The organism is Sphingomonas sp. 7/4-4, from assembly GCF_027941955.1.
GTDB lineage: Bacteria > Pseudomonadota > Alphaproteobacteria > Sphingomonadales > Sphingomonadaceae > Sphingomonas.
Genome location: NZ_CP115960.1, coordinates 3,648,914 through 3,673,028 on the forward strand (window position 1 = coordinate 3,648,914; position 24,115 = coordinate 3,673,028).

A 24,115-nucleotide genomic window follows, 5' to 3' on the forward strand; every position below is an offset into this window, starting at 1 on the left:
CATATGATCATCCTCGGCCTCGATCCCGGGCTCGGCACCACTGGGTGGGGGCTGATCCACGCCGAGGGCAATCGGCTGAGCCATGTCGCCAACGGCAAGCTCAAGACCGACCCGCAGGCGCCGTTGCCGCGCCGGCTGGCGCACCTCGATGCGATGCTCGCGGCTTTGATCGTCGATCATGCGCCCGGCGCCGCGGCGTGCGAGGAAGTGTTCGTCAATTCGAACGCGCAATCGACGCTCAAGCTCGGCCAGGCGCGCGGTGTGGTACTCTGCGCGGCGGCGCGTGCGGGGCTCGATGTCGGCGAATATACCCCCAGCATCGTCAAGAAGGCAGTGGTCGGTACCGGCAATGCCGAGAAGGCGCAGGTCCATGCAATGGTCGCGCGGCTGCTGCCGGGCGTGAAAATCGACGGACCCGATGCCGGCGACGCGCTTGCTGTGGCGATCTGCCACGCGCACCATTTAGGAAGCGCGCGTATGCGTCTCCGCTGACGCGATTCAGGCGGCCAGCGCGGCGACCACCCCGTCCTCGTCGTCATTGGCACTGCGCCTGACCGGTCGCGTCCGCCGCGCGCGTCTGGCCCGCGCCCGGCGTATCGGCAGCCGGCGCATCACCCATGCCTTCACTGCGCCGATCCGCACCGTCGAGGCCGCAAGCACCGCCATCGCAATCGCATCGACCAGCGATCCGATCTCGAATGCCGTCACCCAGCCGGCCAGCTCGGGCAGCGCCATTGCGAACATCCGCAGGCCCTCTTCCTCGAGTATCCAGAAGCAGGCTGTGCCGATCGCGATCAGCACCAGCCAGACCAGCACCGCGCCGCGCTGGATCCGCGAGAGCCGCGCGGCAGGCCATTCGACCAGCCAGTGCCGCATGCCGCGGCCGACCGGTGTATTTCCGGCGACGAGCAAAGCGAGCCAGAGCCACAAGCAGATGCCGAGCATATTCCCCCGCGGAAGATTTCGGAAATGAAATGGGAAGACCCCACGCCCGGCGCCAGAGGCGTGGGCGATTTCGCTTTCCTACATGGTGATGTTCTGCTTACGTACCGGGGATGATGCTCCCGGCTTTCCGCTCTGTGGTCGCGGCCCCGATCGCGCGGGAAGCGGCGCGGCACGTGTCAACCGACCCCGCAAAATCGCGTTTCGTGTCAAGCGTGTCAACCAGCCATCTGGTTGACAATCGGCGCTGCGCCGCATGATCGCGCATCTCAAGGGCACGCTGGCGGCGACCGGCGCCGACTATGCAGTGATCGACGTGAACGGCGTCGGCTATCTCGTCGGCGCCTCGGCCAAGACGCTCGAGAAACTCGGGATCGTCGGCGATCCGGTGACGATCCACACCGAGATGCTCGTCGCCGAGGATTTCATCCGGCTGATGGGCTTCGCCACCGCGGATGAGCGCGACTGGTTCAAGCTGCTCACCCATGTCCAGGGCGTCGGCTCCAAGGTCGCTCTGGCGATCCTCTCGATCCTCGCGCCGGACGAACTGCGCACCGCAGTCGCCCGCGCCGATTCGGCGATGATCGCACGCGCCAACGGCGTGGGCCCCAAGCTCGCCCAACGCATCGTCAACGAGCTCAAGGACAAGGCCGGCGGCATCGCGCTCGGCGGCGTCTCGGTTGCCGCTCCGGCGGGCGGCGCGGCGGCGGACGCGGTTTCGGCGCTGCTCAACCTCGGCTTCAAGCCGGCCGAGGCGTCGACTGCGGTGAGCGCCGCGAACGACGAACTCGGCGCGGGCGCGACGCTCGACGCGCTGGTCCGGCTAGCGCTCAGAAAGGCGGCGAAATAGCTGAACTTGTTGCGACTTGCCAATGATCGGCTGGAAGCATAGCCTTCGCCGACCAAGTCAGGAGGGCGCATGAAACGGCTACTTCTCGTGACGACCAGCGCGCTGCTGGTGCTTCCCGATATCGCGATGGCGCAGGCAACGACCAGGCCCGTCCCCGGCCAGGAACGGCCGGTCGGCCGGCCGCAGGTCCAGCCGCCGAAGCCCAATCCCGGCCAAAACGTACGGCCGCCGCGGCCTAATCCTGGCCAAGGGTGCGGCCGCCGCGGCCCAATCCCGGTGGCCCTTCGATCCAGCCGCCACGGCCCAACCCGGGCGGGCCTTCGATCCAGCCGCCGCGGCCGGGTCCGGGCCAGGGCGTTCGTCCGCCAAGGCCGCGGCCGCCGCATCGTCCCGGCTATCGTCCGCCGCACTTCCGGCCGATCCATGGCCCGGTGTTCCATTATCCGCGCGGCTGGCGCTACCGGCGCTGGTCGATCGGCCTGCTGCTGCCGAGCCTGTTCCTCTCCTCGACCTATTACTACGACAATTATTATAATTTCGGCTTCGGTCCGCCCCCGCACGGCTATCGCTGGGTGCGTTATGGCCCGGACCTGCTGCTGGTGAATATCCGCACGCGGCGCATCGCCGACGTGATCTACGGCGCGTTCCGATGAAGTGAATGTCGGCGTCGGCCAGGTTCGCACCCGCCCTCGACAGGCATGGGTGCGAACGGGTAGAGAACATACCATGACCGACGCCGACCGCATCCTCACCGTCTCCTGCAGCGCCGAGGCTCGACCGCGGTGAGTGCCGCCAATGACGAGCCGGGCACGGGTGCGACGCTCGACGCGCTGGTGCTGCGAAAGGCGGCGAAATGACCACGCGCGTAGCGACCTGCCGGTGTGGGCAGCTTAAGGCCGAGTGCCATGGCGAACCGGTGCGCATTTCGGTGTGCCATTGCCTTAACTGCCAGCAGCGCAGTGGCTCCGCCTTCGCCGCGCAGGCGCGCTGGCCCGCCGAGCAGGTGCGCATCAGCGGCGATTCGACCGAGTGGGTACATGTCGGCGACAATGGCGGCGTCACGGACTTTCACTTTTGCCCCCTTTGCGGCTCGACGGTCTGGTACCAGGGCGGCGGGATGCCCGAACTGATCGCGGTCGCGATCGGCGCCTTCGCCGACCCCGATTTCCCGGCGCCGTATTTCTCGGTGTGGGAGCAGCGCAAGCACGCCTGGGTCACGATCACCGGCGACGGAGTTGAGCACTTTGACTGACGCCGATCGCATCCTCGCGCCGGTCCGGAAACCCGAGGACATCGATGCCGCGCTGCGTCCGAAGTCGCTCGACGAGTTCGTCGGGCAGAAGGGCGCGCGGGAGAATCTGCGCATCTTCATCCAGGCCGCCAGGCAGCGCGGCGAGGCGCTGGATCACGTGTTGTTCTTCGGCCCGCCCGGGCTCGGCAAGACCACGCTCGCGCAGATCATCGCGCGCGAAATGGGGGTGGGGTTCCGCTCGACCTCCGGGCCGGTGATCGCCAAGTCGGGCGATCTCGCCGCGTTGCTCACCAATCTCGAGGACGGCGACGTGCTGTTCATCGACGAGATCCACCGCCTCAATCCCGCGGTCGAGGAAGTCCTCTATCCGGCGATGGAGGATCGCGCGCTGGATCTCATGATCGGCGAGGGTCCTTCGGCGCGTTCGGTGCGGATCGATTTGCCGCGCTTCACCCTGGTAGGCGCGACCACCCGGCAGGGGCTGCTCACCACGCCTTTGCGCGATCGCTTCGGCATTCCGGTGCGGCTGCAATTCTACACGGTCGACGAACTCGAGCGCGTGGTCTCTCGTGCCGCGACCCTGCTCGATCTGCATGTCGCACCCGACGGCGCGCACGAGATTGCCAGGCGCGCGCGGGGCACGCCGCGCATCGCCGGGCGGCTGCTGCGCCGGGTGCGCGACTTCGCCAATGTCGCGGGCGAGGAGACCGTCCACGCCAGGGTGGCGGATGCCGCGCTGACACGGCTCGAGGTTGACGGGCTGGGGCTCGACAGCATGGACCGGCGCTATCTGATGATGATCGCCGACATCTACAAAGGCGGCCCGGTGGGCGTGGAAACGCTCGCGGCGGGGCTCAGCGAGCCGCGGGACACGATCGAGGAAGTGATCGAACCCTATCTGATCCAGATCGGCATGATCGCCCGAACGGCGCGCGGGCGTTGCCTGAATGCCGCCGGCTGGAAGCATCTCGGGCTCAATCCACCGCCCACCGCGCAGGAAGGGCTGTTCGACTGAGGGAGGGGTTCCCCCGCCGGAATCCCTTGGTTAAGGCCCAACTCATGCATGCGCTCTCCGCCATCGGCCGCTTCCATGGCCTTGAGCATCACTTCGGGCTGCGCGTCTATTTCGAGGACACCGACCTCACCGGCGTGGTCTATCATGCCAATTATCTGCGCTACATGGAGCGCGCCCGCTCGGACATGCTGCTCGCCGCGGGTGTCGACCAGCGCACCACTTTCGAAAGCGGCGAGGGCGCCTACGCGCTGCGCAGCATCCATCTCGACTATCGCGCGCCGGCGCGGCTGGGCGAGGAACTGATCGTGGTCAGCCGGCTTATGGCGATGCGCGCCGCTGCCGTCGTCATTCAGCAACGAGTCATGCGGGACGAAACAATCGTGGCCCAAGGAGAAGTCGAGGCGGCGTTCGTCTCCCCGACCGGTCGGCCGCGGCGTCAGCCGGCAGCGTGGATTGCCGCGTTCGAACCGTTGTTGTGGAAGGGAAACTAAGCTCGACATGTTGTTCCTGAATACCGCCGCCGCGACCATGTCGCCCGTCGCCCTGTTCCTCCAGGCGGACTGGGTGGTTCGCGGCGTGATGATCGGCCTGCTGCTCGCGAGCCTGTGGACCTGGGCGATCATCCTCAGTTTCGGCTTCCGCATCGGTTCGGTGAAGAAAGGCATCGCCAGCTTCGAGACCGAATATCGCGAGGCCGACGATATCGACGAATTCCATCGCCGCGTGGCGAGCCGCGATCAGCCGATCGGCCGGGTCTTCTCGGCGGGCGTCACCGAATGGCGCCGCTCGACCACGGGCAAGTCGATCGACCGCGAAGGTACGCGCGAGCGCCTTGCCACCGCGATGGGCGCGACCGTAGCGCAGGAGATCGATCGCCTCGCCGACCGGCTGAACTTCCTCGCTACCGTCGGCGCGGTCGCCCCGTTCGTCGGGCTTTTCGGCACGGTCTGGGGCATCATGCGCAGCTTCACCAGCATCGCCGCCGAGCAGAATTCATCGCTCGCCGTGGTGGCGCCGGGCATCGCCGAGGCGTTGTTCGCCACGGCGATCGGCCTGTTCGCCGCAATCCCCGCGGTGATCGCCTATAATCGCTACAGCCACGGCATCAATCGCGTCGAGCAGCGGCTCAACCGCTTCGCCGACGGCTTCCACGCGACGCTCAGCCGTCGCCTGGAGATGGAGGCCTAAGTGGCGATGCATCTCCTCCAATCGGGGCCGCGGGCGCCGGGCGCCGATGGCCGATATCAACGTGACGCCTTTGGTCGACGTGATGCTGGTGCTGCTGATCATCTTCATGGTCACTGCGCCCTTGCTGACCGCAGGCGTGCCGGTGAACCTGCCCGAGAGCCGCGCCAAGGCGCTCGACCAGGAGCAGAAGCCGGTCCAGATCGCGATCGACGACAAGGGCCAGGTGTTCGTCGACAACGAGCCGGTGAACGACGCGGCGCTGGCGGGGATGCTGGAGCAGGTCGCGTCGCGCAAAGGCGCCGACGGCAAGCCGCCGCAGATCTTTCTGCGCGCCGACCAGGGGCTCGGTTACGGCAAGGTCATGCGCGTGATGGGTGAGTTCAATCGCGCCGGGCTCAACCGGGTCTCGCTGCTGACCAACGCCGCGAGCAAGTGACGCGATGGCGCTGACTCGTTCCGAAATAGGAGGACTCGCGGTCGCCGCCGCCGGCCATGCGGCACTGTTCGTGTTGCTCGCGGGCTATTTCCTCCCCGCGCCGAACCCGGACAAGCTGGTCAGCACGCCGATGGAGGTGTCGATCACCGACGAGTCCGCGCCGGAGAGCCAGGCGCCGGTGGTGAGCCATGAGGAAGTCGCCGCCAAGCTCTCGCCGGTCGAGGCACCGCCGGAACCCGAAGCAGCACCGCCCGAACCCCAGCCCGATCCGCAGCCGATCGCCAAGCCGCAACCGACCCCGCCCAAGCCGGCGCCCGATGCGCGGCCTGCGCCGAAGCAGCCGCCGGCCAAGCCTGCGCCCGCCGCTGCGCCTGCGAAGCAGCCGGCCAGGCGCGACGTACGGGCGAGCGGGGCGCTGGACGGCATCGTCGCGGGCCTCACCTCGCAGCCGACCAAGGGCAAGGCGACGACCCCGCCTGCCGCGACCGCGGGGCCTGCGGTGCGTTCGGCGCTCCAAGCCGAGATCATCCGCCAGATCAAGCCGCATTGGACTCCGCCGAGCGGCGCCGACACCGATCAGTTGCGTACCAAGGTAACCGTCCAGCTCAACCAGGACGGCTCGCTCGCCAGTGAGCTGCGCGTAACCCAGACCGGCATTACCGACAGCAATCGCACGCAGGCGGCATTGGCGCGCGAGCGCGCGGTGCGCGCTGTCCGGCTCGCGGCACCGTTCAAGCTGCCACCGCAATATTATGATGCGTGGAAGACCATCGCACCCGTTCTGTACGAGGATCTCTGATCATGAAGGCCAGCCATTTCGCATTGGGGTTCGTTCTCGCGCTGGGATCGGGAGGCATCGTGCACGCGCAAGAAGTCGCGCCTCCCCGTGCAGCTGGATACGCAGGACACGCCGCTGAGCGTCGACGTGACCAACGCCGCCGCCAAGGACATGGTGCTGATGATTCCGGCGATGCCGACCTCGGCGGTGACATCCACCGCGGCGGGATCGACCGACGAGCTCGGCCGCAAACTTGCGCAGATCATCGACGACGATCTGCGCAACACGGGTCTGTTCAAGACGCAGGGCCCAGGCCAGGCGGGGACGATCGCCTACAACGAAGTCACCACGCCCAATTACGGCTTGTGGGCCGGACGTTCGGCGCAGGCGCTGGTGCAAGGCTATGTCCGCGCCAACGGCAATGGCCAACTCACTGTCGGCTGCTATCTCTACGACGTCGCGCTGCAGACCGAGCTGGTGCGCAAGGGCTTCGTGGTCTCGCCGGGCGACTGGCGCCGCGCCGCGCATAAATGCGCCGACGCGATCTACACGCGGCTCACCGGCGAAGGCCCGTATTTCGACAGCCAGATCGTCTATGTCGCCGAACAGGGCCCCAAGGGTAAGCGCCGCAAGCAGATCGCGATCATGGATCAGGACGGCGCCAACCATCGCTTCCTGACCAACGGCCAGAACATCGTGCTCACGCCGCGCATGTCGCCGAAGCAGAACGCGATCGTGTACATGAGCTATGAGGGCCGCCGCCCGTCGATCTGGATCTACGACATGGCGGCGCGCTCGAACCGGCGGCTGGTCGACAATGTCAGCCAGAATTTCGCGCCGCATTTCTCGCCGGACGGGCGCTGGGTGCTGTTCTCGATGTCGGTGGCGGGCAATACCGACATTTATCGGATCGCCGCGAGCGGCGGCCAGCCGCAGCGGCTCACCAACGCGCCCGGCATCGATACCGGCGGCAGCTATTCGCCCGACGGCGGACGAATCGTCTTCGAGAGCGATCGCGGCGGCACTCAGCAGCTTTATGTGATGAGCGCCGACGGGTCGAACCAGAAAAGAATCAGCTTCGGCGGGGCCGTTATGCCACGCCGGTCTGGAGTCCGCGTGGCGACCTGATCGCCTTCACCCGCACCGGCGGCGGCGCGTTCCGCATCGGCGTGATGAATTCGAGCGGGGGCGGCGAGAAACTGCTGACCAATGCTTGGGGCGACGAGGGGCCCACCTGGTCGCCCAACGGCCGCGTGTTGATGTTCTTCCGCGCGACGCAGGGCTCGGGACGGCCGGACCTGTGGTCGGTCGACCTGACCGGGGTGAACGCCCGCAAGATTCCCACACCGCTGGACGGCTCGGATCCGAGCTGGGGACCCATTCGCCCCTGAAACGTTACGCTCGCGTAGTGTGCGTATCGGGTTGCAATCAGAATCATGAGTAGAGGAGGAATTAGATGGCCAAGATGACGACCAGCCTGGTCCTGGGCCTGGCGCTTGTCGCCACCGCGGGTTGCGCCAAGAAGCGCCCGCCCGAACTGCCGCCGGCCCCGACCGAGACTCCGGTGGCCGCCGATGGCGGCGAGAGCAGCGATACGCTGGCGGGCCGGCTGAACGAGCAGTTCAAGCGTGAAGTCACCAGCGACACCGTGCATTTCGCGCTCGACCAGTACGACATCGATCCGGAAGCGCGTGCGATCCTCGACAGCCAGTCGCAATGGCTGGTCGCGCACCCCGAGGCGCGGATCACGATCGAGGGGCATTGCGACGAGCGCGGCACGCGCGAATATAATCTCGGCCTCGGCGATCGCCGCGCCAATGCCGCGAAGAACTATCTCGCGGCGCGTGGCGTCTCGGCCACGCGGATCACGACGATCAGCTACGGCAAGGAGCGGCCGTTGGCGCTGGGCTCGGACGAAGCCAGCTGGGCGCAGAACCGTCGTGCGGTGACCATCGTCATCAACTGACGCGGCTCTTCACGGGCTTTTCGGGCGCCGTCGGTCCCTGCGGATCGGCGGCGTTCGCATGTCTGTCGATTGCGCTTGCGACTCTCCACGTTTCGATATAAATACGATATCATAATTAACGGAGGGAATAATGACGGACATCAGGGGCGCGACATCTGCATTGCGGCAGAGCAGCGAGCGCGCGGCACACACCATGAGCGGCTATGGCATGCTGCTCGTGCTGCTGCTGGCGATCGCCGGAGTCGCCGTGACGATCAGTCAGATCGATCGCGTGGCGGATTGGATCATCGTTTCCGGGTTGTTCGCGTCGTGCGTGCTGTTCCTGTTCGTGGTGAGCGGTTTTTATCTGCTCCAGCCCAATCAGGCGACGGTGATCACCTTGTTCGGCGATTATCGCGGCACCGATCGCACCACCGGGCTGCGCTGGACCTGGCCCTGGATGATCAAGAAGCGGGTGTCGGTGCGCGCCAACAACATCATCTCGGATCGGATCAAGGTGAACGATCTGCGCGGCAATCCGATCGAGATGGCGGCGCAGGTGGTGTGGCGCGTGACCGATACCGCGCAGGCTTTGTTCGACGTCGACGATTACAAGGCGTTCGTGATGGTCCAGATCGAGGCGGCCGTGCGCACGATCGGCTCGCGCTATCCCTATGACGATTTCGAGCATCAGGAAGTCACGCTGCGCGGCAATCACGATCAGGTCGGCGCCGAGTTGCGCACCGAGTTGATCGCGCGGCTCACCGTTGCCGGCATCACCGTCGACGAATGCGGCTTCACCCATCTCGCTTATGCGCAGGAGATCGCCGGAGCGATGCTGCGGCGTCAGCAGGCCCAGGCGGTGGTCGCAGCACGCACCACTTTGGTCGAGGGCGCGGTCGGCATGGTCGAAATGGCGCTTGCGCTGCTTTCGGAGAAGAACGTCGTCGAGCTCGATGACGAGCGGCGCGCCGCGATGGTCTCGAACCTGATGGTGGTGTTGTGCGGCGAGCGCGACACGCAGCCGGTCGTCAACGCGGGTTCGCTCTACCAGTAGGAAATAGCGTGTCGGCACCTCCCAAAAGGCGTTCCCGTTGCGTCTCGATCCCGCGCTCTACGCGGCGATCGAGCGCAGCGCGGCGAGCGATCTCAGGAGCGTCAACGCGCAGGTCGAATGCCTGCTGCGCGAGGCGCTGGGGCGGCGCGGAGTCAAATTGGCGGAGCCGGTGCGCGCCAAGCGAGGCCGGCCGCCTAGGGACAAAGGAGACGAAGCATGATGTTTCTGATCGGACGCAAGCGCCGCTGCACCGGGCGCCGCAACCCGCTGCTCGCCGCGGTTCTGGGGGCGGGCTCGGCGCTGATGTTCGGTGCCGCTACGCTTATCGAACGGCATGACGGCCAGCGTTGGCCGATCGCGGTTGCCGCAGTGATCTGCGTCGCGCCGATCGGGCTTGCGGTGCTCCGGCTCGTGGCACTCACGCGCGACGGGGGCGGGAAATGATGAGCCGCCTTCGCGATCTGTACCGCGTCCGCCCCGGCTATTGGTTCGCGCAGAAGCGCTATGGCTGGGGCGTGGTCCCCGCGACGTGGCAGGGCTGGCTGCTGACGATCGGCATGCTCCTGGTGGCGAGCGGCATCGCCCGGCTCGCCCATCAGCGCAGCGCACTCTACCAGCTGCTCTTCCTGCCCCTGTTCGTCGGCTTCGTCTGGTTGAGCTGGCTCAAGACCGACGGCGGCTGGCGCTGGCGCTGGGGCGACCGGGATTAGCCAAGCGCCTCATCGAGCAGCCGCGCGAGCCGGAGGCCGCCCTTGACCAATTGCTGGCGCGCCGGCTCGATCAATTTTTCGATCGTGGCTTCGTCGAGCTTCGCGCGTTCGGGAACCGGTCCGCACGGATCGCCATACGCGCTGGCATAAGCGACGTCGCGGGCGACCTGCCAGCTGTCGCGGCTCCAGTCCTCGACGCTGCCGCCGTTCACCGCCGTGCGCTCATCGGCCGAATAGACTCGCACCAGCGAGGGCGGCGTCGAGATCGCGCGCTCGGCGAGCAGGCCGTCCCAGATGCTGTGCAGGTTGAGCCGGTCGGTCGAATAGATGCCGTAAGTCGATTTCGCGCGATTGCCGCCGAGGTCGCCGCGATCGCCGGCGTGGAGCGGCTGGTGCAGGTCGCCGACGAAATGGACGAGGAACGCCAGCGCCATCACGCGCTCGCGCACCGGCACCTTGCGGTCCTTGAGTAGTTTCACGGCGCGCTCGATTTGCGCGGAGACGCAATTGCCGTCGGGACAATTGCCCTTGAGCGTGAAGTCCTTGCAGATGTTCACGTTCTGATAGTGCCAGTTATACGCATAGCTGAAGCGCGGCCCGAGATCCTTGATGCAATCGGCCCAGATGCTCGCCTGCTCGATCGTCCGTGCCGGGCAGGTCGGCGTCTCAAGCAGCGCCTGGTGCCTGAGCAATGCGCGGATCTCGGCACGCACCGCCGGGGTCACGTTGCGATAGGCGATCGCGGCGACGGTTTCGTGGCCGTACTCCCAATAAGCGGCGGCGGGCGTGGCGACGGCGCCGAATCCGAGGATCGCGGCGAGCAGGATCAGGAGCCGCTTCACTTGTCGTCACCATAGAATGCGACCAGCCGATCGCCGCTGGAAGAGGCCTTGCCGCGGTACATGCCGGGGGTGTTGAAGGTCCACGCCATCTCGCCGTTGGGGCCGGTGAGGATCACGCCGCCGGTGCCGCCCAATGCCTTGACCTCGGCCATCACCGTCTCGGCCGCCTGCTGCAGGCTCTCGCCCTTGAAGCGGACGCGGGCGCAGATTTCGTGCGTGACGCCTTCGCGGATGAAGAACTCGCCCGCGCCGGTCGCCGAGACGGCGCAGGCGCGGTCGTCGGCATAGGTTCCGGCGCCGATGATCGGAGCGTCGCCGATGCGTCCCCAGCGCTTGCCGGTGAGCCCGCCAGTTGAGGTAGCCGCGGCGACATGGCCTTCGCCGTCCATCGCTACCGCACCGACGGTGCCGTATTTCAGATCGACGTCGAACCAGCCGAGCTTGTCGTTCGCCTTCATCTTGTCGAGTTGCTTGCGCCGTTCGGGCGTCGCGAACCAGCTGTTCTCGACCTGCTCGAGTCCTTGTTCGCGCGCGAACTGATCGGCGCCCGCGCCCGACAGCATGACGTGCGGGCTCTTCTCCATCACCGCGCGCGCCGCGGCGACGGGGTGGCGCGTGGTGGTGACGCCAGCGACCGAGCCCGCGGAGCGGTTGCGCCCGTCCATGATCGCGGCGTCGAGTTCGTTGCGTCCGTCCCAGGTGAACACCGCCCCGCGGCCGGCGTTGAAGTGCGGATCGTCTTCGAGCACCTGTACCGCTGCCTGCACCGCGTCGAGCGAGTTACCTCCGCCCGCGAGCACCTTCGATCCCGCATCGAGCGCGGCATTGAGGCCGGCGGCGATGCCCGCCTCCTGCTCGGGGGTAACCCGACCCTTCTCGATGATCCCGGCACCGCCGTGGATCACCAATGTCCATTTGGGCTTTTGCGCCGATTGATTTTGGGCTTGGGCAGCCAGCGGCATGAGAAGGGCTCCGAGCAAGAGAGGCAAGAGGCGCATCACGGCACTCCGGGGATCGATGCCGCCTCCGTAGCAGATCGCGGACGCTGCGCCAGCGGGCGCAACCCGATCAGCGGGCGCAGCCAGCCGATCTCGCGTCCGCCGAAATAGAACAGCCAGCACCCCGCCACGGTTGCCGCGAGCAACGCGACGAACTCGGTCGCCGGCGGCAATGCGAAGCGCAGCAGATACCAGCCGGTGACCACGATGATCGTCTGGTGGATGATATAGAAGGGGAACACCGCCTCGGTGAGCGTGCGCCGCCAAGGGTGGTCGCGGTTCCAGAAGCGGTCGGCGAGTCCGATCAATGCGACGATCGCGCACCAACCCATCGTCAGCCGCCCCGCCGCGAAAGGCAGGCCGAGCTCGGTATCGGGCACCACCCCTCCCATCCAAAGCAGCAGGATGCCCGCGACGACGGCATAGCCCAGGATGGCGAGCACGCCCGCGACTTTCCACCAGCGCCGGACCGCCGCCCAGGTCCGCGGGGCGTCGGCGAGGAAGAAACCGAAGGCGAAGGCGGGGAAGTACATGCGGTGCGCGGTCCAGTCGCCGACCAATGCATGGGTCGGCTCTGCGCGAGGGCCACTGATTGCCATGTGCACCGCCAGCCAGGCGAGGGGGATGAGCAGCAATCCGGGGCCGCTCAGCAGATCGTCGGCGAAGCGGGCGAAGCTCGCCCGCGCGGCGCCGGGTGTCAGCGCGAGGATCGCGACGAGCGCGAGTGTATAGACCCACAGATAGACGACGAACCACAGATGCTGCCATGTCGGCAGCACGATCCCGTCGAGCGTTCCGAAGCGGAAATAATCCCCTGCCCAGAAGTGCCAGAAGCTGCCGGCATAGCCATGCTGCGTGACCAGCTCGATCCAGGGCTGTGGCGGGATGATCAGCACCGCCGCGAACAGCGTCGGGACGATCAGCCGCGCGGTGCGGTCGCGCAGGAAGCTTCCCATGCCCATGGATTTGCCGAGCACCGCGGCAGTCGCGAATCCCGATACGGTGAACAGCAACGGCAGTCGCCACGCATTGGTCGCCAGCATCGGCAGCTGTACCCAATGGAGTGGTGCCGCGGTCTTCACATGCCAGCCCCATGGCACGAAGAACATGCCGATATGATAGAGGATCAGCAGCGCGAACGCCCCGATCCGCAACCAGTCCATTCCGTAATGCCGTTCCATTCCAATGCCTCCCGATAGTCGATGCGCAATCGGCTAGCGGGGCGCGGCACTGCCCGGTATCGAGATGGGAGGAGTCGCGGAAAGGCTGGGATGGGCGAAATCGGGGCAGGGACGAACGGCGGCGAAGTCGTGACGAGCGGCGAAACGCTTCGCCGGCGCAGGCTGTTGTGGCTCGCTCTGGGGCTGGCCGGGTTCCTCACGGTCCAGTCGATCGCCAATGTCGAATCGACGCTCGAGGACATGGCCAAGCTCGGCGTGATCGAGAGCCGCGCGCATGTCTGGACATGGCAGCTGACCAGCCTGGTGGTCTGGCTGGCGCTGATGCCGGTGCTCGGCTGGCTGGTGGCGCGACTGCGTCCGCCGCGCTTCTCCTTGCCGGTGGCGGTGCTGCTGCATGCGCTCGCAACGGTTCCCGTGTCGCTCGTGCATGTCCTTGCGATGGTCGTCCTGCGCATGGTCGTCTATGCCGCGGGCGGCGAGCGCTACGACCTGGGATCGTGGCCGATGACGTTGCTCTACGAATATCGCAAGGATGCCGCGACCTATCTGCTGGCGGCCCTGTTCCTCGCTTATGCACAGTGGCTGCTCGCACGGCCGACCCCGACGGCCTCGGCGGAGAGCGATGTGCTGCTCGTCGCCGACGGCAGCGTCACCCACCGCGTTCCTGTCGCCGCGATCGAATCGGCTTCGGCGGCGGGCAATTATGTCGAGATCGTCTGGAGCGGGCGGACATTGCTCCACCGTTCGACGCTGGCGGCGCTGGCCGAGCGGCTAGGCCCGGGCTTCGTGCGCATTCATCGCGGGCGGATCGTCCGTCGCGCCGCGGTGCGCAGCGTCGAGACCGACAAGAGCGGCGATTTCACCGTCACGCTCGAAAGCGGCGCCACGCTGCGCGGCAGCCGGCGCTATCGCGGGCTTTGAGGCGAGGCCGATGAGCGGACGTAGCCAGCCGATCCGGCGGCCGATCCTATAGACGATGCAACAGATCGCTGCCGTGCCGGCGAGCAACAGCGCGAATTCGGCAAAGGGGTTCAGGTCCAGCGGCAGGCTGTACCAGGCGAGCACCACGATCGCCGGATGATGGACGATGTAGAAGGGGAAGACCGCCTCGGCGAGCGGCTTGCGCCACGCATGGTCGCGGTTCCACCAGCGCTCCGCGACATGGAACAAGGCGATGACCATGCTCCACGCCATCGCCACACGCGCGGCGCGATCGAGGGCCATCCATCCGTGCGGCGGGATCGCGGTCCCCGGCCAGGCGAGCTCGATCGCCACGATCGCCGCGCCGGCGACCGCCGCGATCATAATCGCGACTTTCCACAGCCGGGCGATCGCCAGCCAGACCTGCGGGGCTCCCGCTAGTGCGAAGCCGAACAGGAACATCGGCACATATTGACTGTGGCCGCTCCAGTCGCTGACCAGCCCCTGGCGCTCCGACACCACGAACAGCAGCCCTAGCCGCACCGTCACCAGCGCCGCGAGCGGCACCCAGAGCAGCCGCGACCCTTGCGCGAGCCAATCGGCGGCGCGCGTCAGCCAGGCAGTCACCGCGTCGCCGCGCCAGCCGATCAGGCCCGCCAGCAGCAGCGAATAGGTGGCGAGATAGGCGACGAACCACAGATGCTCCCAGCTCGGGAACTCGCGCCCGTAGAAATCGCCCGCGCGCCAATAATCCACGGCCCAGAAACGCAGATAGCCATAGGGGTAGCCGGTCTCCATCACGCGCACCCACATCTCGACGGGTACGATCGCGACCATGCCGAAAGCGAGCGGCACGAGCAGTCGCAGGGCGCGCGAACGGGCGAAGGGCAGGGCGCCGCCCGAACGATCGAACAGCTTGCGCGAGGCGTAACCCGATACCGCGAACAGCAAGGGCAATCGCCACGGCGTCAGCAGCGCCATCGGCGCGATCAGCGCGGGATAGGAATGACTCGTCTTGATCACCCACGCCCAGGGCGCGAACACCATTGCGACGTGATAGACGATCAGCAGCGCGAACGCGGCGATACGCAGCCAGTCCATGCCATAATGGCGCTGGCTCGTTGAAATGCCGATAGTTGCGCGCGGCGCCGTCAAAGCCTTGTCCTTCGCCACTCGCGCCTTTCGCGGCGGGGCGCTGAGGTCTATATGCGGCGCGAGTAAGCAAAGCGTTAGCAAGGAAGTCCATGTCCCTCCGCCCGTGGCGCGATATCGTGCGTCGACAAAGCCGCCAGATCATGGTGGGCAACGTCCCCGTGGGCGGCGACGCGCCGGTGACGGTGCAGACGATGACCAACACCGCGACGAGCGATCCCAAGGCGACGATCGACCAGATCCGCCGCTGCGAGGATGCGGGCGTCGACATCATTCGCGTCTCGTGCCCCGATGTGGAGAGCACTGCGGCACTCAAGCAGATCGTCCGCGCCGCGCGCGTGCCGATCGTCGCCGACATCCATTTCCACTATAAGCGTGCGCTCGAAGCCGCCGATGCGGGCGCGGCGTGCCTGCGGATCAACCCGGGCAATATCGGCAGCGCTGAACGCGTCAACGAAGTGGTCAATGCCGCCAAGGCGAACGGCTGTGCGATCCGGATCGGCGTCAATGGGGGCAGCCTGGAGAAGGACCTGCTCGAAAAATATGGCGAGCCGTGCCCCGAGGCTTTGGTCGAGAGCGCGCTCGATCACATCAAGCTGTTGCAGGACCGCGACTTCCACGAATTCAAGGTCGCGGTGAAGGCGAGCGACCTGTTCCTCGCGGTCGCCGCCTATCAGCAGCTCGCCGACCAGGTCGATTGCCCGCTCCATCTCGGCATCACCGAGGCGGGCGGGTTCGTCGGCGGCACGGTCAAGTCCTCGATCGGAATCGGCAGCCTGCTCTGGTATGGGATCGGCGATACGATCCGCGTCTCCTTGTCGGCCGAGCCGGAGGAAGAGGTCCGTGTCGGTTTCGAAATCCTCAAAGCCCTCGGCATCCGCAACCGCGGCGTGCGCGTCGTGAGCTGCCCAAGCTGCGCGCGGCAGGGCTTCGACGTGATCCGCACCGTCCAGGCATTAGAGGAACGGCTCCAGCACATCCGTACACCGATGTCGCTCTCGGTGCTCGGCTGCGTCGTCAACGGCCCCGGCGAGGCGCGCGAGACCGATATCGGCATCACCGGCGGCGGCAACGGCAAGCACATGGTCTATCTGTCGGGCGTGACCGACCACCATGTCCAGGACGCCGACATGATTTCGCACATCGTCCAGCTCGTCGAGGCCAAGGCGGCCGAGATCGAGGCGGCGGAGAGCGCCGCCTCGCAGGCCGCGGAATAGACGTTAGGCGCTCGGTAAGACGCGCAGGCTAGTCTGCGCCGGACATGCGCTGGGGATTCCTCTCGGTAATAGCGATCGGTATCGTCATCGGCGTGATGGCGCCGGTGAAGCGTGCGCCGGCTCCGGTGGCTGCCGCGGCGGCTGCGTCGGAGCCCGCCGACGTGCCGGTGGAGACTGTGATCCGGCCGGACAATCGGGGGCATTTCTTCGCCTTTGCCGAGGTCGACGGCGAGATGACCAAGTTCCTCGTCGACACTGGCGCCGACATGGTGGCGCTCACGCTCGACGATGCACGTCGCGCCAGAGTGAAGTTCGATCCCGACCAGTTCGAAGTGGTGGCACGCGGCGCCGCGGGCGACGTGATGGGCCAGCGGGTGATGATCGACGACATCGTCCTCGACGGGAAACGGGTGCGCGACGTGCACGCGGCGGTGATCGAGGATCTCGACGTGTCGCTGCTCGGCCAATCCTATCTGCGAAAGCTGCGTTCGGTGCACCTGACCGGCGACGAGATGCGGCTCCGCTGACAGGCGGCAGGTGACGCGGCCGCATGCGCCCGCTATTGCCCGCAGCATGCGGGTCCCTGCCACTGTTGCTCTGGGTGCGGCGTCCGCCGGAATCGCGCTCTATTCGATCATGGACGCGGTGATGAAGGCAGTGTCGATCGAGATCGGCGCGTACAACACCCTGGTCTGGCGGCTCGGCGTCGCGGTGCTGCTGACCGGCGCGGCCTATGCCTTCACGCGGCCCACCTTGCCGAAGCGCAGCACGATGAAGGTGCATTTCGGCCGCAGCGTCCTCGTCGCGGTGATGGCGATCTCCTTCTTCTGGGGCATCGTCCGCGTGCCGCTGGCCGAGGCGATCGCTTTGTCGTTCATCGCCCCGCTGATCGCGCTGGGGCTCGCGGCGGTCTTCCTCAAGGAGCAGATCGGGGCGCAATCGGTGTGGGGATCGCTGCTCGGGCTCGCCGGCGTGGCGGTCGTCGTCGCCGGGCGCGTGGGCGGCACGCACAGCCGCGAGACCGTGATCGGCATGATCGCCGTGCTCTTCTCGGCGGTGGTCTATGCGATGAACCTCGTCGTCGCGCGGCACCAGGCACAGCTCGCAAAGCCGCTCGAAATCGCTTTCTTCCAGAATTTGTTCGCGCTCGGGCTGCTCGCGCTGGCGGCGCCGTGGTGGCTCGCCGTGCCGGCGGCGCAGCATTGGCCCGGGATCGTCACGGCGGCCCTGCTCGCGATCGTCTCGCTGCTGCTGCTTTCCTGGGCCTATGCCCGCGCCGAAGCGCAGGTCTTGCTTCCGGTCGAATATACCGCCTTCATCTGGGCGTCGCTGATGGGCTGGTGGATGTTCGGCGAGAAGGTGACCGTCGCCACTTTGGCGGGCACCGTTTTGATCGTCGCGGGTTGTCTGCTCGCGGCACGAAAGCAAGGCGGCCGCGGTGCCGCTCCCGAAGCAGAGGCTGTACTCCCATGATTCATATCCGTCCCGCCACGCCTGCCGACGTGCCGCTGATCCTGGGCCTGGTGCGCGAACTCGCCGAGTTCGAGCGCGAGCCCGAGGCGGTGGTGGCGACCGAGGAACTGCTGGCGGCGGCATTGTTCGGTGAGCGCCCGGCGGCCGAGGCCGTGATCGCCGAAATGGACGGCACGCCGATGGGTTTCGCCTTGTTTTTCCAGAATTTCTCGACCTGGACCGGACGGCCGGGCATCTATCTCGAAGATCTGTACGTCACGCCGGCGGCGCGCGGGGCGGGCGTGGGGACCGCATTGCTGCGACATCTCGCCGGCATCGCGCTCGACCGCGGTTGCGGCCGGTTCGAATGGGCGGTGCTCGACTGGAACGAACCGGCAATCAACTTCTATCGCGCCATGGGCGCGGTCGGCATGGACGAATGGCGCGTCCAGCGCGTTGCGGGCGATGCGCTGGTGAAACTCGCAGGGAGATAGAAGATGGCGTGGATCTGGCTCATCCTCGCTGGTTGCTTCGAGATCGGCTTCACCACTTGCCTTCGCTATGCCGATGGCTTCCGCAACATTCCCTGGACGCTCGGCTTCCTCGTTTCGGCGACGCTGTCGATGGTGCTGCTCGAGACGGCAGCGCGCACCATCCCGATGGGGACCGCTTACGCGGTGTGGACGGGTATCGGCGCGGTCGGCGCGGTGGTGGTCGGCATGCTGTGGTTCGGCGAGCCGGCCACCGTCCTGCGCTCGCTGCTGATCCTCGGCGTGGTGGCCTGCATCGCCGGGCTCAAGCTGACGGCGCAATAATGGCGGTCGATGAGGACCTTGTCGCCTGGATCACCGAGGCGCTCGAACCAGTCGGCACCGTGACGATGCGCCGGATGATGGGCGGCGCGACGCTCTATCTCGCCGGCGCGCCGTTCGCGATCGTCACTTCGGACGGCGTGCTGCGGTTCAAGGCCGATGCCGAGAGCGACGCATTGTGGGACGCCGCAGGCTGCGAGCGCTTCAGCTACGAATTCCCGAACGGCCGGATCGGCACCATGAATTATCGCCGCGCGCCGGACGACGTGTACGACGATGCCGACGCGATGCGCGAATGGGCGGCGCTGGGGATCGCTGCCGGGCAGCGCGCGCCGAAGAAGAAGCCGAAGAAGGGCCAGGACAGCCTCGGGTCCTAAATTGACTCTTTTGGCCGAAACGGCGCGCATCACGTAATATTCTTTCGCGAAGCGGAGCGGGGTTGCGGACCTGTCAAAGAGCGGCGGGACTTCTTCCCGACGGCGCGAGCGAAGCAGGTGAAATCCTACATTGCAAGGTGGGATGCGCTCCCTCCCTGCAAGGGAGGGGCTGGGGGTGGGTGCGAGCGCAGCGAGCCCTGCGATGCGCATGGAAGAAAGAAAAGACCGGGCATCGAGCCCGCTCTTTTCTACCCACCCCCGACCCCTCCCTTGCAGGGAGGGGAGGTCCGAATGGAATAGCGGCCCCGTCGCCTATCAGCCTTACGATCCCCCCAGCACATTGATCGTGAACGCGACGATGCCGAGGTTGAACACGAATGCCGCGAGGCAATGCAGCGTCACCACCTTGCGGATGCCGCGGTCGGTGACGCTCACGTCGCTGGTCTGGAAGGTCATGCCGAGGCAGAAGGCGAAATAGACGAAGTCCCAATAATCGGGCTCGGGCTCCTGGGGAATTCGAGGCCCGCGGCATCGCCGCCGTCGCCGGCGCGGTAATAGAGATGGGCGTAGTGCAGCGTGTAGATGGTGTTGCTGAACACCCAGCACAAAATGATGGTGCCCACGATCAGCGCAATCGATCGCATGTCGGGCGTGTCGCCCTCCATCAATATGCTGGCGACCGCGACGAAGACGACGAGGCTCACTGCGAGAGTGAGGAACAGCAGCAACAGCCGATTGGCGTCGTTGCGGCTTGCCGAGCGACGCATGTCATCCGAGCGATGCCGCAGCAGCGGCAGCACGGACAGGAGGAAGATCGAGGAGCCGGCGTCGAAACCGACCATCACCCCCGTGCGCAGCCCCAGCGCGGGGATCGCGAAGAACAGGGCAATGGCAGTGGCGGCGATGAACAGCAGGAAACGCGGCGGCGCGATCACATTGCCGATCGCCTTGCCGTGCGCGAGATTCTTTCGTGCCATCGCCGCCCCTCCATGGCCTTCGCCACCTCCCCCGGCGGGGAGAGGGGCAGGATCAGCCCTGCGGCGTGTCGACGCCGGTCGCGTCGACCGATTCCGCCGCGGCCGTCTTGTCCGCGTTGTAGCGGTCGATCGCCTCGAGGGTAATCCGGCGCGCATCCTCGGCGCCGCCCCAGGTGCCGATGCGCACCCACTTCTTCTTCTCGAGGTCCTTATAGTGGGTGAAGAAATGCTCGATCTGCTCCATCACGATGCTGGGCAGATCGTCCTTTTCCTCGATGTCCGAATAATAAGGAAAGGTCTTGTCGTCGGGGACGCAGACCAATTTCTCGTCGCCGCCGGCTTCGTCCTCGAGGTTGAGCACGGCGATCGGGCGCGCGCGCACGACGCAGCCCGGGATGAAGGGCGAGCGTGCGATCACCAGCGCGTCGAGCGGATCGCCATCCGGCGAGAGCGTGTGGAACGAAGCCGTAATTCGCCGGATAGCGCATCGGCGTGTGGAGGATGCGATCGACGAACAGCGCGCCGCTGGCCTTGTCGAATTCATATTTCACCGGCTCGCCGCCGGTCGGGACTTCGATGATGACGTTGAGAGTGTGCGGCGGATTCTCGCCCACCGGGATCAAGTCGATACGCATTTCGGACCTTGCTTGGTTGGCGCCGCGCCCCGTCTCAGCGGGGCTGCAGCAACTTGTCGAGGCCAGCCTCTCCCGTGGCCGTCTTCACGAGGTGCGGATAGCGAAGCCCGCCATGATAGTCGATGGCGACTTCGCGGTAGCGATCGCCGCTTTTGAGCAGCAGCTTGATCGGATCCTTCGAACCCTTGGCGTCCTTGACTGCCTGCTTCAGGCGATCGCCGGTGTAGGCGCGGCCGTTCACAGCGACGATCTCGTCGCCGAGGTCGATGCCCGCGTCGAACGCCGGGCTGTCCCAGGCGACGGTGCTGATGCCCTTGGGACCCAGGGACAGTCCCAGCGAGTAAGCGAAATCCACGCTGGTCTTCGGCGTCGCCTTGTTGGGCTCCTCGGTATAGACCAGTTTGTAGCCGTTGCGCTCGAACCCGGCGAGCGGCGCGCGCTCGGACACCTGGTTCACGCGCTGGTCGAGCAGGGCGCGCCAGTCATAGGGCTGGATCGCGCCCAGCGTGCGGACGACGTCGTCGAAATTGTAGGTCACTTCGCCATAATCGCCGTCGCGGCCCTGGAAGAAGGCGCGGGCGAAATCGTCGATCGACTTGGTGCCCTTCGATTGCTCGCGCAGGATCGAATCGACTTCCATCCAGATCAGCAGGCCCTCGTTGTAATAATCCTCGGAACGCTGCCAGCTGACCCAGCCCTTGGGCGCGCGCGGCGTGATCACCGGATCGTTGGTGGTGTCGCCCATCGGCCGCCACGTGCGGGCGAGACGATTGTCGAGGCTGGCCATGATCGCGGCATAGCCTTCGAGCGTATTCTCCTTGGTCACCAGCCCCGAGCGCGCCTGGAAGACATAGCCCCAGAACTGGGTCTGGCCCTCATAGACCCAGAGCAAAGAGCCCCGGGTCGGGGTGCGATAATCGGGTGCCCAGAGATCGGCGCCGCGGCGATATTTGCCGTCCCAGCTATGGGTATATTCGTGGGGCAGCAGGTTACGGCCGGTGGGATTTTCGTCCCACTTGATGAAATAGCCCGGCTTCACGCCGTTCTCGGAGCTGCGGTGATGCTCGAGGCCGATCCCGCCCAGCTCGTCGCTGATCGAGAGCAGGAAGTGATAATGGTCGTATTGCTGCGATCCCATCGTCTTGACCGCCTGATCGACGAGGCGCTTGTGGGCGTCGATCTGCTCGGGCTTGGCCTCGAGTTCGTCGGGGCTGTCGGCGAAGACGTCGAGCGTCACCCGCGGGCTCAATTCGATCGGGCGGTAATAGCGGCCGGCGAGCACCGGCGAATCGACCAGCACTTCGTAGTTGGTCTTCTCATAGGTGTAGGTCGATCCGGTCACCTTCGACGGCAGGCCGGAGGCGGCGGACCAGCCCTCGAGATATTTCACCTTGGCCTGCACCGGGATGCGGCGCACGAAATAGCCCGCCGGATAGAGGCTCATTGAATTGAACTGGAGGCTCATCATCGCGGGCGTCATGACGATGCGGCCCTGATCGCCCGAGGTGGCCGAGGCGAACTGGAATTCGAGATCGAGCTTCTTCGCGCCTGAAGGCACGTCGATATGGAAGGCGAAGACGTCGACGGGGTCGCGCTTCCATTGCAGCCGCTTGCCGTTGGCGCTGATCTGCAGCCCGGTCAGCTTCTCGATCTCGCCGCGGGGGCCGTGCTTGCCCTGCAGCCATTTGGGATAGAGCAAAACCATGTGCCCGCTCTTGGCGACGGGGATGGTCTGCTTGACCCGGAAGATGCCGCGCTGGGTGTCGGTCGCGTCCACGTCGAGCAGCATCGTGCCCGGATAGGCCATGTCGCGTGCCTCGGGGATCGTATCGACGATCGGCACCGGCTGGGGCGCGGAGTTCTGCGCGATGGCGGGGGCGGTGGTGGCGAGAAGAAGAGCGGCGAACGGCGGCGCACGATGCATTGTTGGCGACCTCATCGGAGGAAGGGATGGCGGCACTTAGGCCCTGAAATCACAGGCGGTAAAGAGGCGTGCAGGCGCGCCGCATCCTTCACCGCTCCCTAACCATTGCGGCCTAGATGTTTCGGCCATGTATCACGACCCCGCACTCGCCGCGCGCGCCAAGGCCGATCCGCGTCCGCGCTCGGCGGTGAGCGGCGCCGTCGGGCTGGTCGGGCTGATCGGCATGACCGCGTGGGTGGGCGTCGCGCATGTCTTCAGGCTGGACGGGCCGTTCTCGGCGCTGGTCAACGTCGCCGCCTGCGCGCTGCCGATGGTGATCTGGTCACTCGCGGTCGACAAGGTGCATCGCAATCCCTCGACCGGGATCGACTGGAGCCTCAAGCGGCCGTGGCGCGAGACGCTCGACGTGTCGGTGACCAAACTCACCGGGCTGTGGCTGACCTGGGGCGCGATCGCCGCGATCTATGCGCTGAGCCGCGTCTGGGGCGAGACTCGCTATGCAAACTATCCCTTCGCGATGTCGTGCTTCGTCGCAGTGGCGCCGGCGCTGTTCGTGCTCTCGGTGCCCTATGTACTCTGGCTCGACCGGAAGCTGACCGATCCGCGCGACGGGGCCTGGTCGCTCGGCGCCTGGGCAATGGGCGCGGAGGGCTGGGACCGCGAGGCGATCTTCAACCATCTGCGCAGCTGGGCCGTGAAGGCGTTCTTCCTCGCCTTCATGATCGCGATCGTGCCGCCGGGCTTTGCCGAGTTCGTTTCGATCGATCCGATGACGGTGCTGCGCAATCCGGTGGGGCTGGCGATGTATCTCGTCACCTTCATGTTCGTGATCGACGTGGCGTTCGCGACCGCGGGCTACATCCTGACCTTCCGCCCGCTCGATGCGCATATCCGCACCGCCAATCCCTATGCGGCGGGCTGGACCGCAGCGTTGATCTGCTATCCGCCGTTCCTGCTGATGGGCGAGGGCGGGCCGCTCGATTATCACCAGGGCACTGCCGACTGGTCCTATTGGCTGGACGGGCATGCGTGGCTGCTGGGCGCGCTCGGCGCGATTTTGGTTGTGCTGACTGCGATCTATGCCTGGGCGACGATCGCGTTCGGGCTGCGCTTCTCGAACCTCACCCATCGCGGCGTGCTGACCCATGGCCCTTATGCCTGGACCCGGCATCCGGCCTATCTCTCGAAGAACCTCTTCTGGTGGCTCTCGACGATGCCGTTCCTCGCCACCACCGGCTGGCACGACGCAGTCCGCAACGCCGCGGTGATGGCGTGCGTCAGCGGCGTCTATTACTGGCGCGCCAGGACCGAGGAGCGCCACCTCGGCGGCGATCCCGCCTATCAGGAATATTCGGCGTGGATGGCGCGCAATGCGCCGGTGCCGCGCCTGGTCGCCCGGGTCACCGGCCGGCGCCCCTGAGCGTTGCGATCCGCCATCGACTTGTCGCGCGGGA

General features: G+C 66.4%; 27 protein-coding genes and 4 pseudogenes. 23 read left to right on the plus strand and 8 right to left on the minus strand.

The genetic code is table 11. From position 1 onward, the window contains the following. The first annotated feature begins 3 nt into the window (after window positions 1–3). Window positions 4–492, plus strand: a complete 489-nt coding sequence (gene ruvC, locus PIB19_RS18665) for a crossover junction endodeoxyribonuclease RuvC (RefSeq protein ID WP_271238535.1) — start codon at window positions 4–6, stop codon at window positions 490–492. A 6-nt stretch (window positions 493–498) separates the two neighbouring features. Here the strand turns inward: ruvC and PIB19_RS18670 are convergent, their stop codons facing one another. Next, entirely contained in the window at window positions 499–945 is a 447-nt protein-coding gene (locus PIB19_RS18670; RefSeq protein ID WP_271238536.1) for a hypothetical protein, read from the minus strand. Between the two features lie 253 nt (window positions 946–1,198). On the opposite strand from PIB19_RS18670, the gene ruvA reads away from it, so the two are divergent. The 14 genes and pseudogenes from ruvA to PIB19_RS18740 all read left to right on the plus strand — a co-directional run bounded on the left by ruvA (window position 1,199) and on the right by PIB19_RS18740 (window position 10,173). After that, window positions 1,199–1,792, plus strand: a complete 594-nt coding sequence (ruvA, locus tag PIB19_RS18675; protein WP_271238537.1) for a Holliday junction branch migration protein RuvA — start codon at window positions 1,199–1,201, stop codon at window positions 1,790–1,792. 251 nt (window positions 1,793–2,043) lie between these two features. Next, window positions 2,044–2,445: an RcnB family protein gene (locus PIB19_RS18680; protein ID WP_271238538.1), complete on the plus strand. Its 402-nt coding sequence runs from the start codon at window positions 2,044–2,046 to the stop codon at window positions 2,443–2,445. Between the two features lie 200 nt (window positions 2,446–2,645). Continuing rightward, window positions 2,646–3,044, plus strand: coding sequence for a GFA family protein (locus PIB19_RS18685; RefSeq protein ID WP_271238539.1), 399 nt, complete (start codon window positions 2,646–2,648; stop codon window positions 3,042–3,044). After that, window positions 3,037–4,059, plus strand: coding sequence for a Holliday junction branch migration DNA helicase RuvB (ruvB, locus tag PIB19_RS18690; RefSeq protein WP_271241031.1), 1,023 nt, complete (start codon window positions 3,037–3,039; stop codon window positions 4,057–4,059). The genes PIB19_RS18685 and ruvB overlap by 8 nt, the downstream gene beginning before the upstream one ends. Window positions 4,060–4,103: 44 nt before the next feature. Further along, the gene (locus PIB19_RS18695) at window positions 4,104–4,550 is read left to right on the plus strand and encodes a YbgC/FadM family acyl-CoA thioesterase (RefSeq protein ID WP_271238540.1); all 447 of its coding nucleotides are present in this window, start codon (window positions 4,104–4,106) and stop codon (window positions 4,548–4,550) included. Between the two features lie 7 nt (window positions 4,551–4,557). Further along, entirely contained in the window at window positions 4,558–5,247 is a 690-nt protein-coding gene (gene tolQ / locus PIB19_RS18700; RefSeq protein ID WP_271238541.1) for a protein TolQ, read from the plus strand. Window positions 5,248–5,293: 46 nt separating this feature from the next. Continuing rightward, window positions 5,294–5,683, plus strand: a complete 390-nt coding sequence (tolR, locus tag PIB19_RS18705) for a protein TolR (protein ID WP_271238542.1) — start codon at window positions 5,294–5,296, stop codon at window positions 5,681–5,683. A 4-nt stretch (window positions 5,684–5,687) separates the two neighbouring features. Then, complete coding sequence (locus PIB19_RS18710) at window positions 5,688–6,482, plus strand: TonB C-terminal domain-containing protein (protein ID WP_336297186.1); 795 nt, start codon at window positions 5,688–5,690, stop codon at window positions 6,480–6,482. A gap of 93 nt (window positions 6,483–6,575) precedes the next feature. Beyond that, a pseudogene (gene tolB, locus PIB19_RS18715) lies at window positions 6,576–7,852 on the plus strand (Tol-Pal system beta propeller repeat protein TolB). Between the two features lie 65 nt (window positions 7,853–7,917). Continuing rightward, window positions 7,918–8,427 carry a peptidoglycan-associated lipoprotein Pal gene (gene pal / locus PIB19_RS18720; protein WP_271238543.1) on the plus strand — a complete coding sequence of 170 codons (510 nt, stop codon included), beginning with the start codon at window positions 7,918–7,920 and terminating at the stop codon, window positions 8,425–8,427. Between the two features lie 130 nt (window positions 8,428–8,557). Beyond that, window positions 8,558–9,463, plus strand: a complete 906-nt coding sequence (locus PIB19_RS18725) for an SPFH domain-containing protein (RefSeq protein WP_056617144.1) — start codon at window positions 8,558–8,560, stop codon at window positions 9,461–9,463. 37 nt (window positions 9,464–9,500) lie between these two features. After that, window positions 9,501–9,683: a toxin-antitoxin system HicB family antitoxin gene (locus PIB19_RS18730; protein ID WP_271238544.1), complete on the plus strand. Its 183-nt coding sequence runs from the start codon at window positions 9,501–9,503 to the stop codon at window positions 9,681–9,683. Continuing rightward, window positions 9,680–9,907 carry a hypothetical protein gene (locus PIB19_RS18735; protein ID WP_271238545.1) on the plus strand — a complete coding sequence of 76 codons (228 nt, stop codon included), beginning with the start codon at window positions 9,680–9,682 and terminating at the stop codon, window positions 9,905–9,907. Before PIB19_RS18730 ends, PIB19_RS18735 begins: the two co-directional genes overlap by 4 nt. Further along, on the plus strand, window positions 9,907–10,173 hold the full coding sequence (locus PIB19_RS18740; RefSeq protein WP_271238546.1) for a hypothetical protein: 267 nt from the start codon (window positions 9,907–9,909) through the stop codon (window positions 10,171–10,173). Before PIB19_RS18735 ends, PIB19_RS18740 begins: the two co-directional genes overlap by 1 nt. Here PIB19_RS18740 and PIB19_RS18745 read toward each other — a convergent pair. From PIB19_RS18745 to PIB19_RS18755, 3 genes are read right to left on the minus strand one after another with little or no spacing between them, the layout of a single operon-like run. Continuing rightward, the gene (locus PIB19_RS18745; protein ID WP_271238547.1) at window positions 10,170–11,015 is read right to left on the minus strand and encodes a S1/P1 nuclease; all 846 of its coding nucleotides are present in this window, start codon (window positions 11,013–11,015) and stop codon (window positions 10,170–10,172) included. The genes PIB19_RS18740 and PIB19_RS18745 overlap by 4 nt on opposite strands. Continuing rightward, entirely contained in the window at window positions 11,012–11,977 is a 966-nt protein-coding gene (locus tag PIB19_RS18750) for an isoaspartyl peptidase/L-asparaginase family protein (RefSeq protein WP_271238548.1), read from the minus strand. The genes PIB19_RS18745 and PIB19_RS18750 overlap by 4 nt, the downstream gene beginning before the upstream one ends. A 35-nt stretch (window positions 11,978–12,012) precedes the next feature. Beyond that, window positions 12,013–13,194, minus strand: coding sequence for an acyltransferase family protein (locus PIB19_RS18755; RefSeq protein ID WP_271238549.1), 1,182 nt, complete (start codon window positions 13,192–13,194; stop codon window positions 12,013–12,015). A gap of 90 nt (window positions 13,195–13,284) precedes the next feature. Here PIB19_RS18755 and PIB19_RS18760 point away from each other — a divergent pair, with 90 nt between their 5' ends. Beyond that, window positions 13,285–14,115, plus strand: coding sequence for a LytTR family DNA-binding domain-containing protein (locus tag PIB19_RS18760; RefSeq protein WP_271238550.1), 831 nt, complete (start codon window positions 13,285–13,287; stop codon window positions 14,113–14,115). Between the two features lie 105 nt (window positions 14,116–14,220). On the opposite strand, the pseudogene PIB19_RS18765 reads toward PIB19_RS18760, so the two are convergent. Continuing rightward, window positions 14,221–15,216, minus strand: a pseudogene (locus tag PIB19_RS18765) (acyltransferase family protein); the annotation flags it as partial. A gap of 143 nt (window positions 15,217–15,359) precedes the next feature. Here PIB19_RS18765 and ispG point away from each other — a divergent pair. Genes ispG through PIB19_RS18795 form a run of 6 tightly spaced genes read left to right on the plus strand, consistent with a single transcriptional unit; the run spans window position 15,360 to window position 19,125 of the window. Further along, on the plus strand, window positions 15,360–16,484 hold the full coding sequence (gene ispG, locus PIB19_RS18770) for a flavodoxin-dependent (E)-4-hydroxy-3-methylbut-2-enyl-diphosphate synthase (protein ID WP_271238551.1): 1,125 nt from the start codon (window positions 15,360–15,362) through the stop codon (window positions 16,482–16,484). Between the two features lie 44 nt (window positions 16,485–16,528). Continuing rightward, window positions 16,529–17,011 (plus strand): retropepsin-like aspartic protease family protein, encoded by a 483-nt coding sequence (locus PIB19_RS18775; protein WP_271238552.1) that lies wholly within the window; start codon window positions 16,529–16,531, stop codon window positions 17,009–17,011. A 46-nt stretch (window positions 17,012–17,057) separates the two neighbouring features. Next, window positions 17,058–17,957, plus strand: coding sequence for a DMT family transporter (locus tag PIB19_RS18780; protein ID WP_271238553.1), 900 nt, complete (start codon window positions 17,058–17,060; stop codon window positions 17,955–17,957). Next, window positions 17,954–18,430, plus strand: coding sequence for a GNAT family N-acetyltransferase (locus PIB19_RS18785; protein ID WP_271238554.1), 477 nt, complete (start codon window positions 17,954–17,956; stop codon window positions 18,428–18,430). The genes PIB19_RS18780 and PIB19_RS18785 overlap by 4 nt, the downstream gene beginning before the upstream one ends. 3 nt (window positions 18,431–18,433) lie before the next feature. Next, complete coding sequence (locus tag PIB19_RS18790) at window positions 18,434–18,751, plus strand: DMT family transporter (RefSeq protein WP_271238555.1); 318 nt, start codon at window positions 18,434–18,436, stop codon at window positions 18,749–18,751. Next, on the plus strand, window positions 18,751–19,125 hold the full coding sequence (locus PIB19_RS18795) for a TfoX/Sxy family protein (protein WP_271238556.1): 375 nt from the start codon (window positions 18,751–18,753) through the stop codon (window positions 19,123–19,125). The genes PIB19_RS18790 and PIB19_RS18795 overlap by 1 nt, the downstream gene beginning before the upstream one ends. 321 nt (window positions 19,126–19,446) lie before the next feature. Here the strand turns inward: PIB19_RS18795 and PIB19_RS23210 are convergent. From PIB19_RS23210 to PIB19_RS18810, 3 genes and pseudogenes are all read right to left on the minus strand, one after another. Next, window positions 19,447–20,102 (minus strand): annotated as a pseudogene (locus tag PIB19_RS23210) (DUF1345 domain-containing protein). Window positions 20,103–20,154: 52 nt separating this feature from the next. Continuing rightward, window positions 20,155–20,737: pseudogene (gene ppa / locus PIB19_RS18805) on the minus strand (inorganic diphosphatase). 34 nt (window positions 20,738–20,771) lie between these two features. Then, the gene (locus PIB19_RS18810) at window positions 20,772–22,661 is read right to left on the minus strand and encodes a M61 family metallopeptidase (RefSeq protein WP_271238557.1); all 1,890 of its coding nucleotides are present in this window, start codon (window positions 22,659–22,661) and stop codon (window positions 20,772–20,774) included. Window positions 22,662–22,788: 127 nt separating this feature from the next. Here PIB19_RS18810 and PIB19_RS18815 point away from each other — a divergent pair, with 127 nt between their 5' ends. Further along, window positions 22,789–24,081, plus strand: coding sequence for a methyltransferase family protein (locus PIB19_RS18815; RefSeq protein WP_271238558.1), 1,293 nt, complete (start codon window positions 22,789–22,791; stop codon window positions 24,079–24,081). Window positions 24,082–24,115 lie beyond the last annotated feature (34 nt).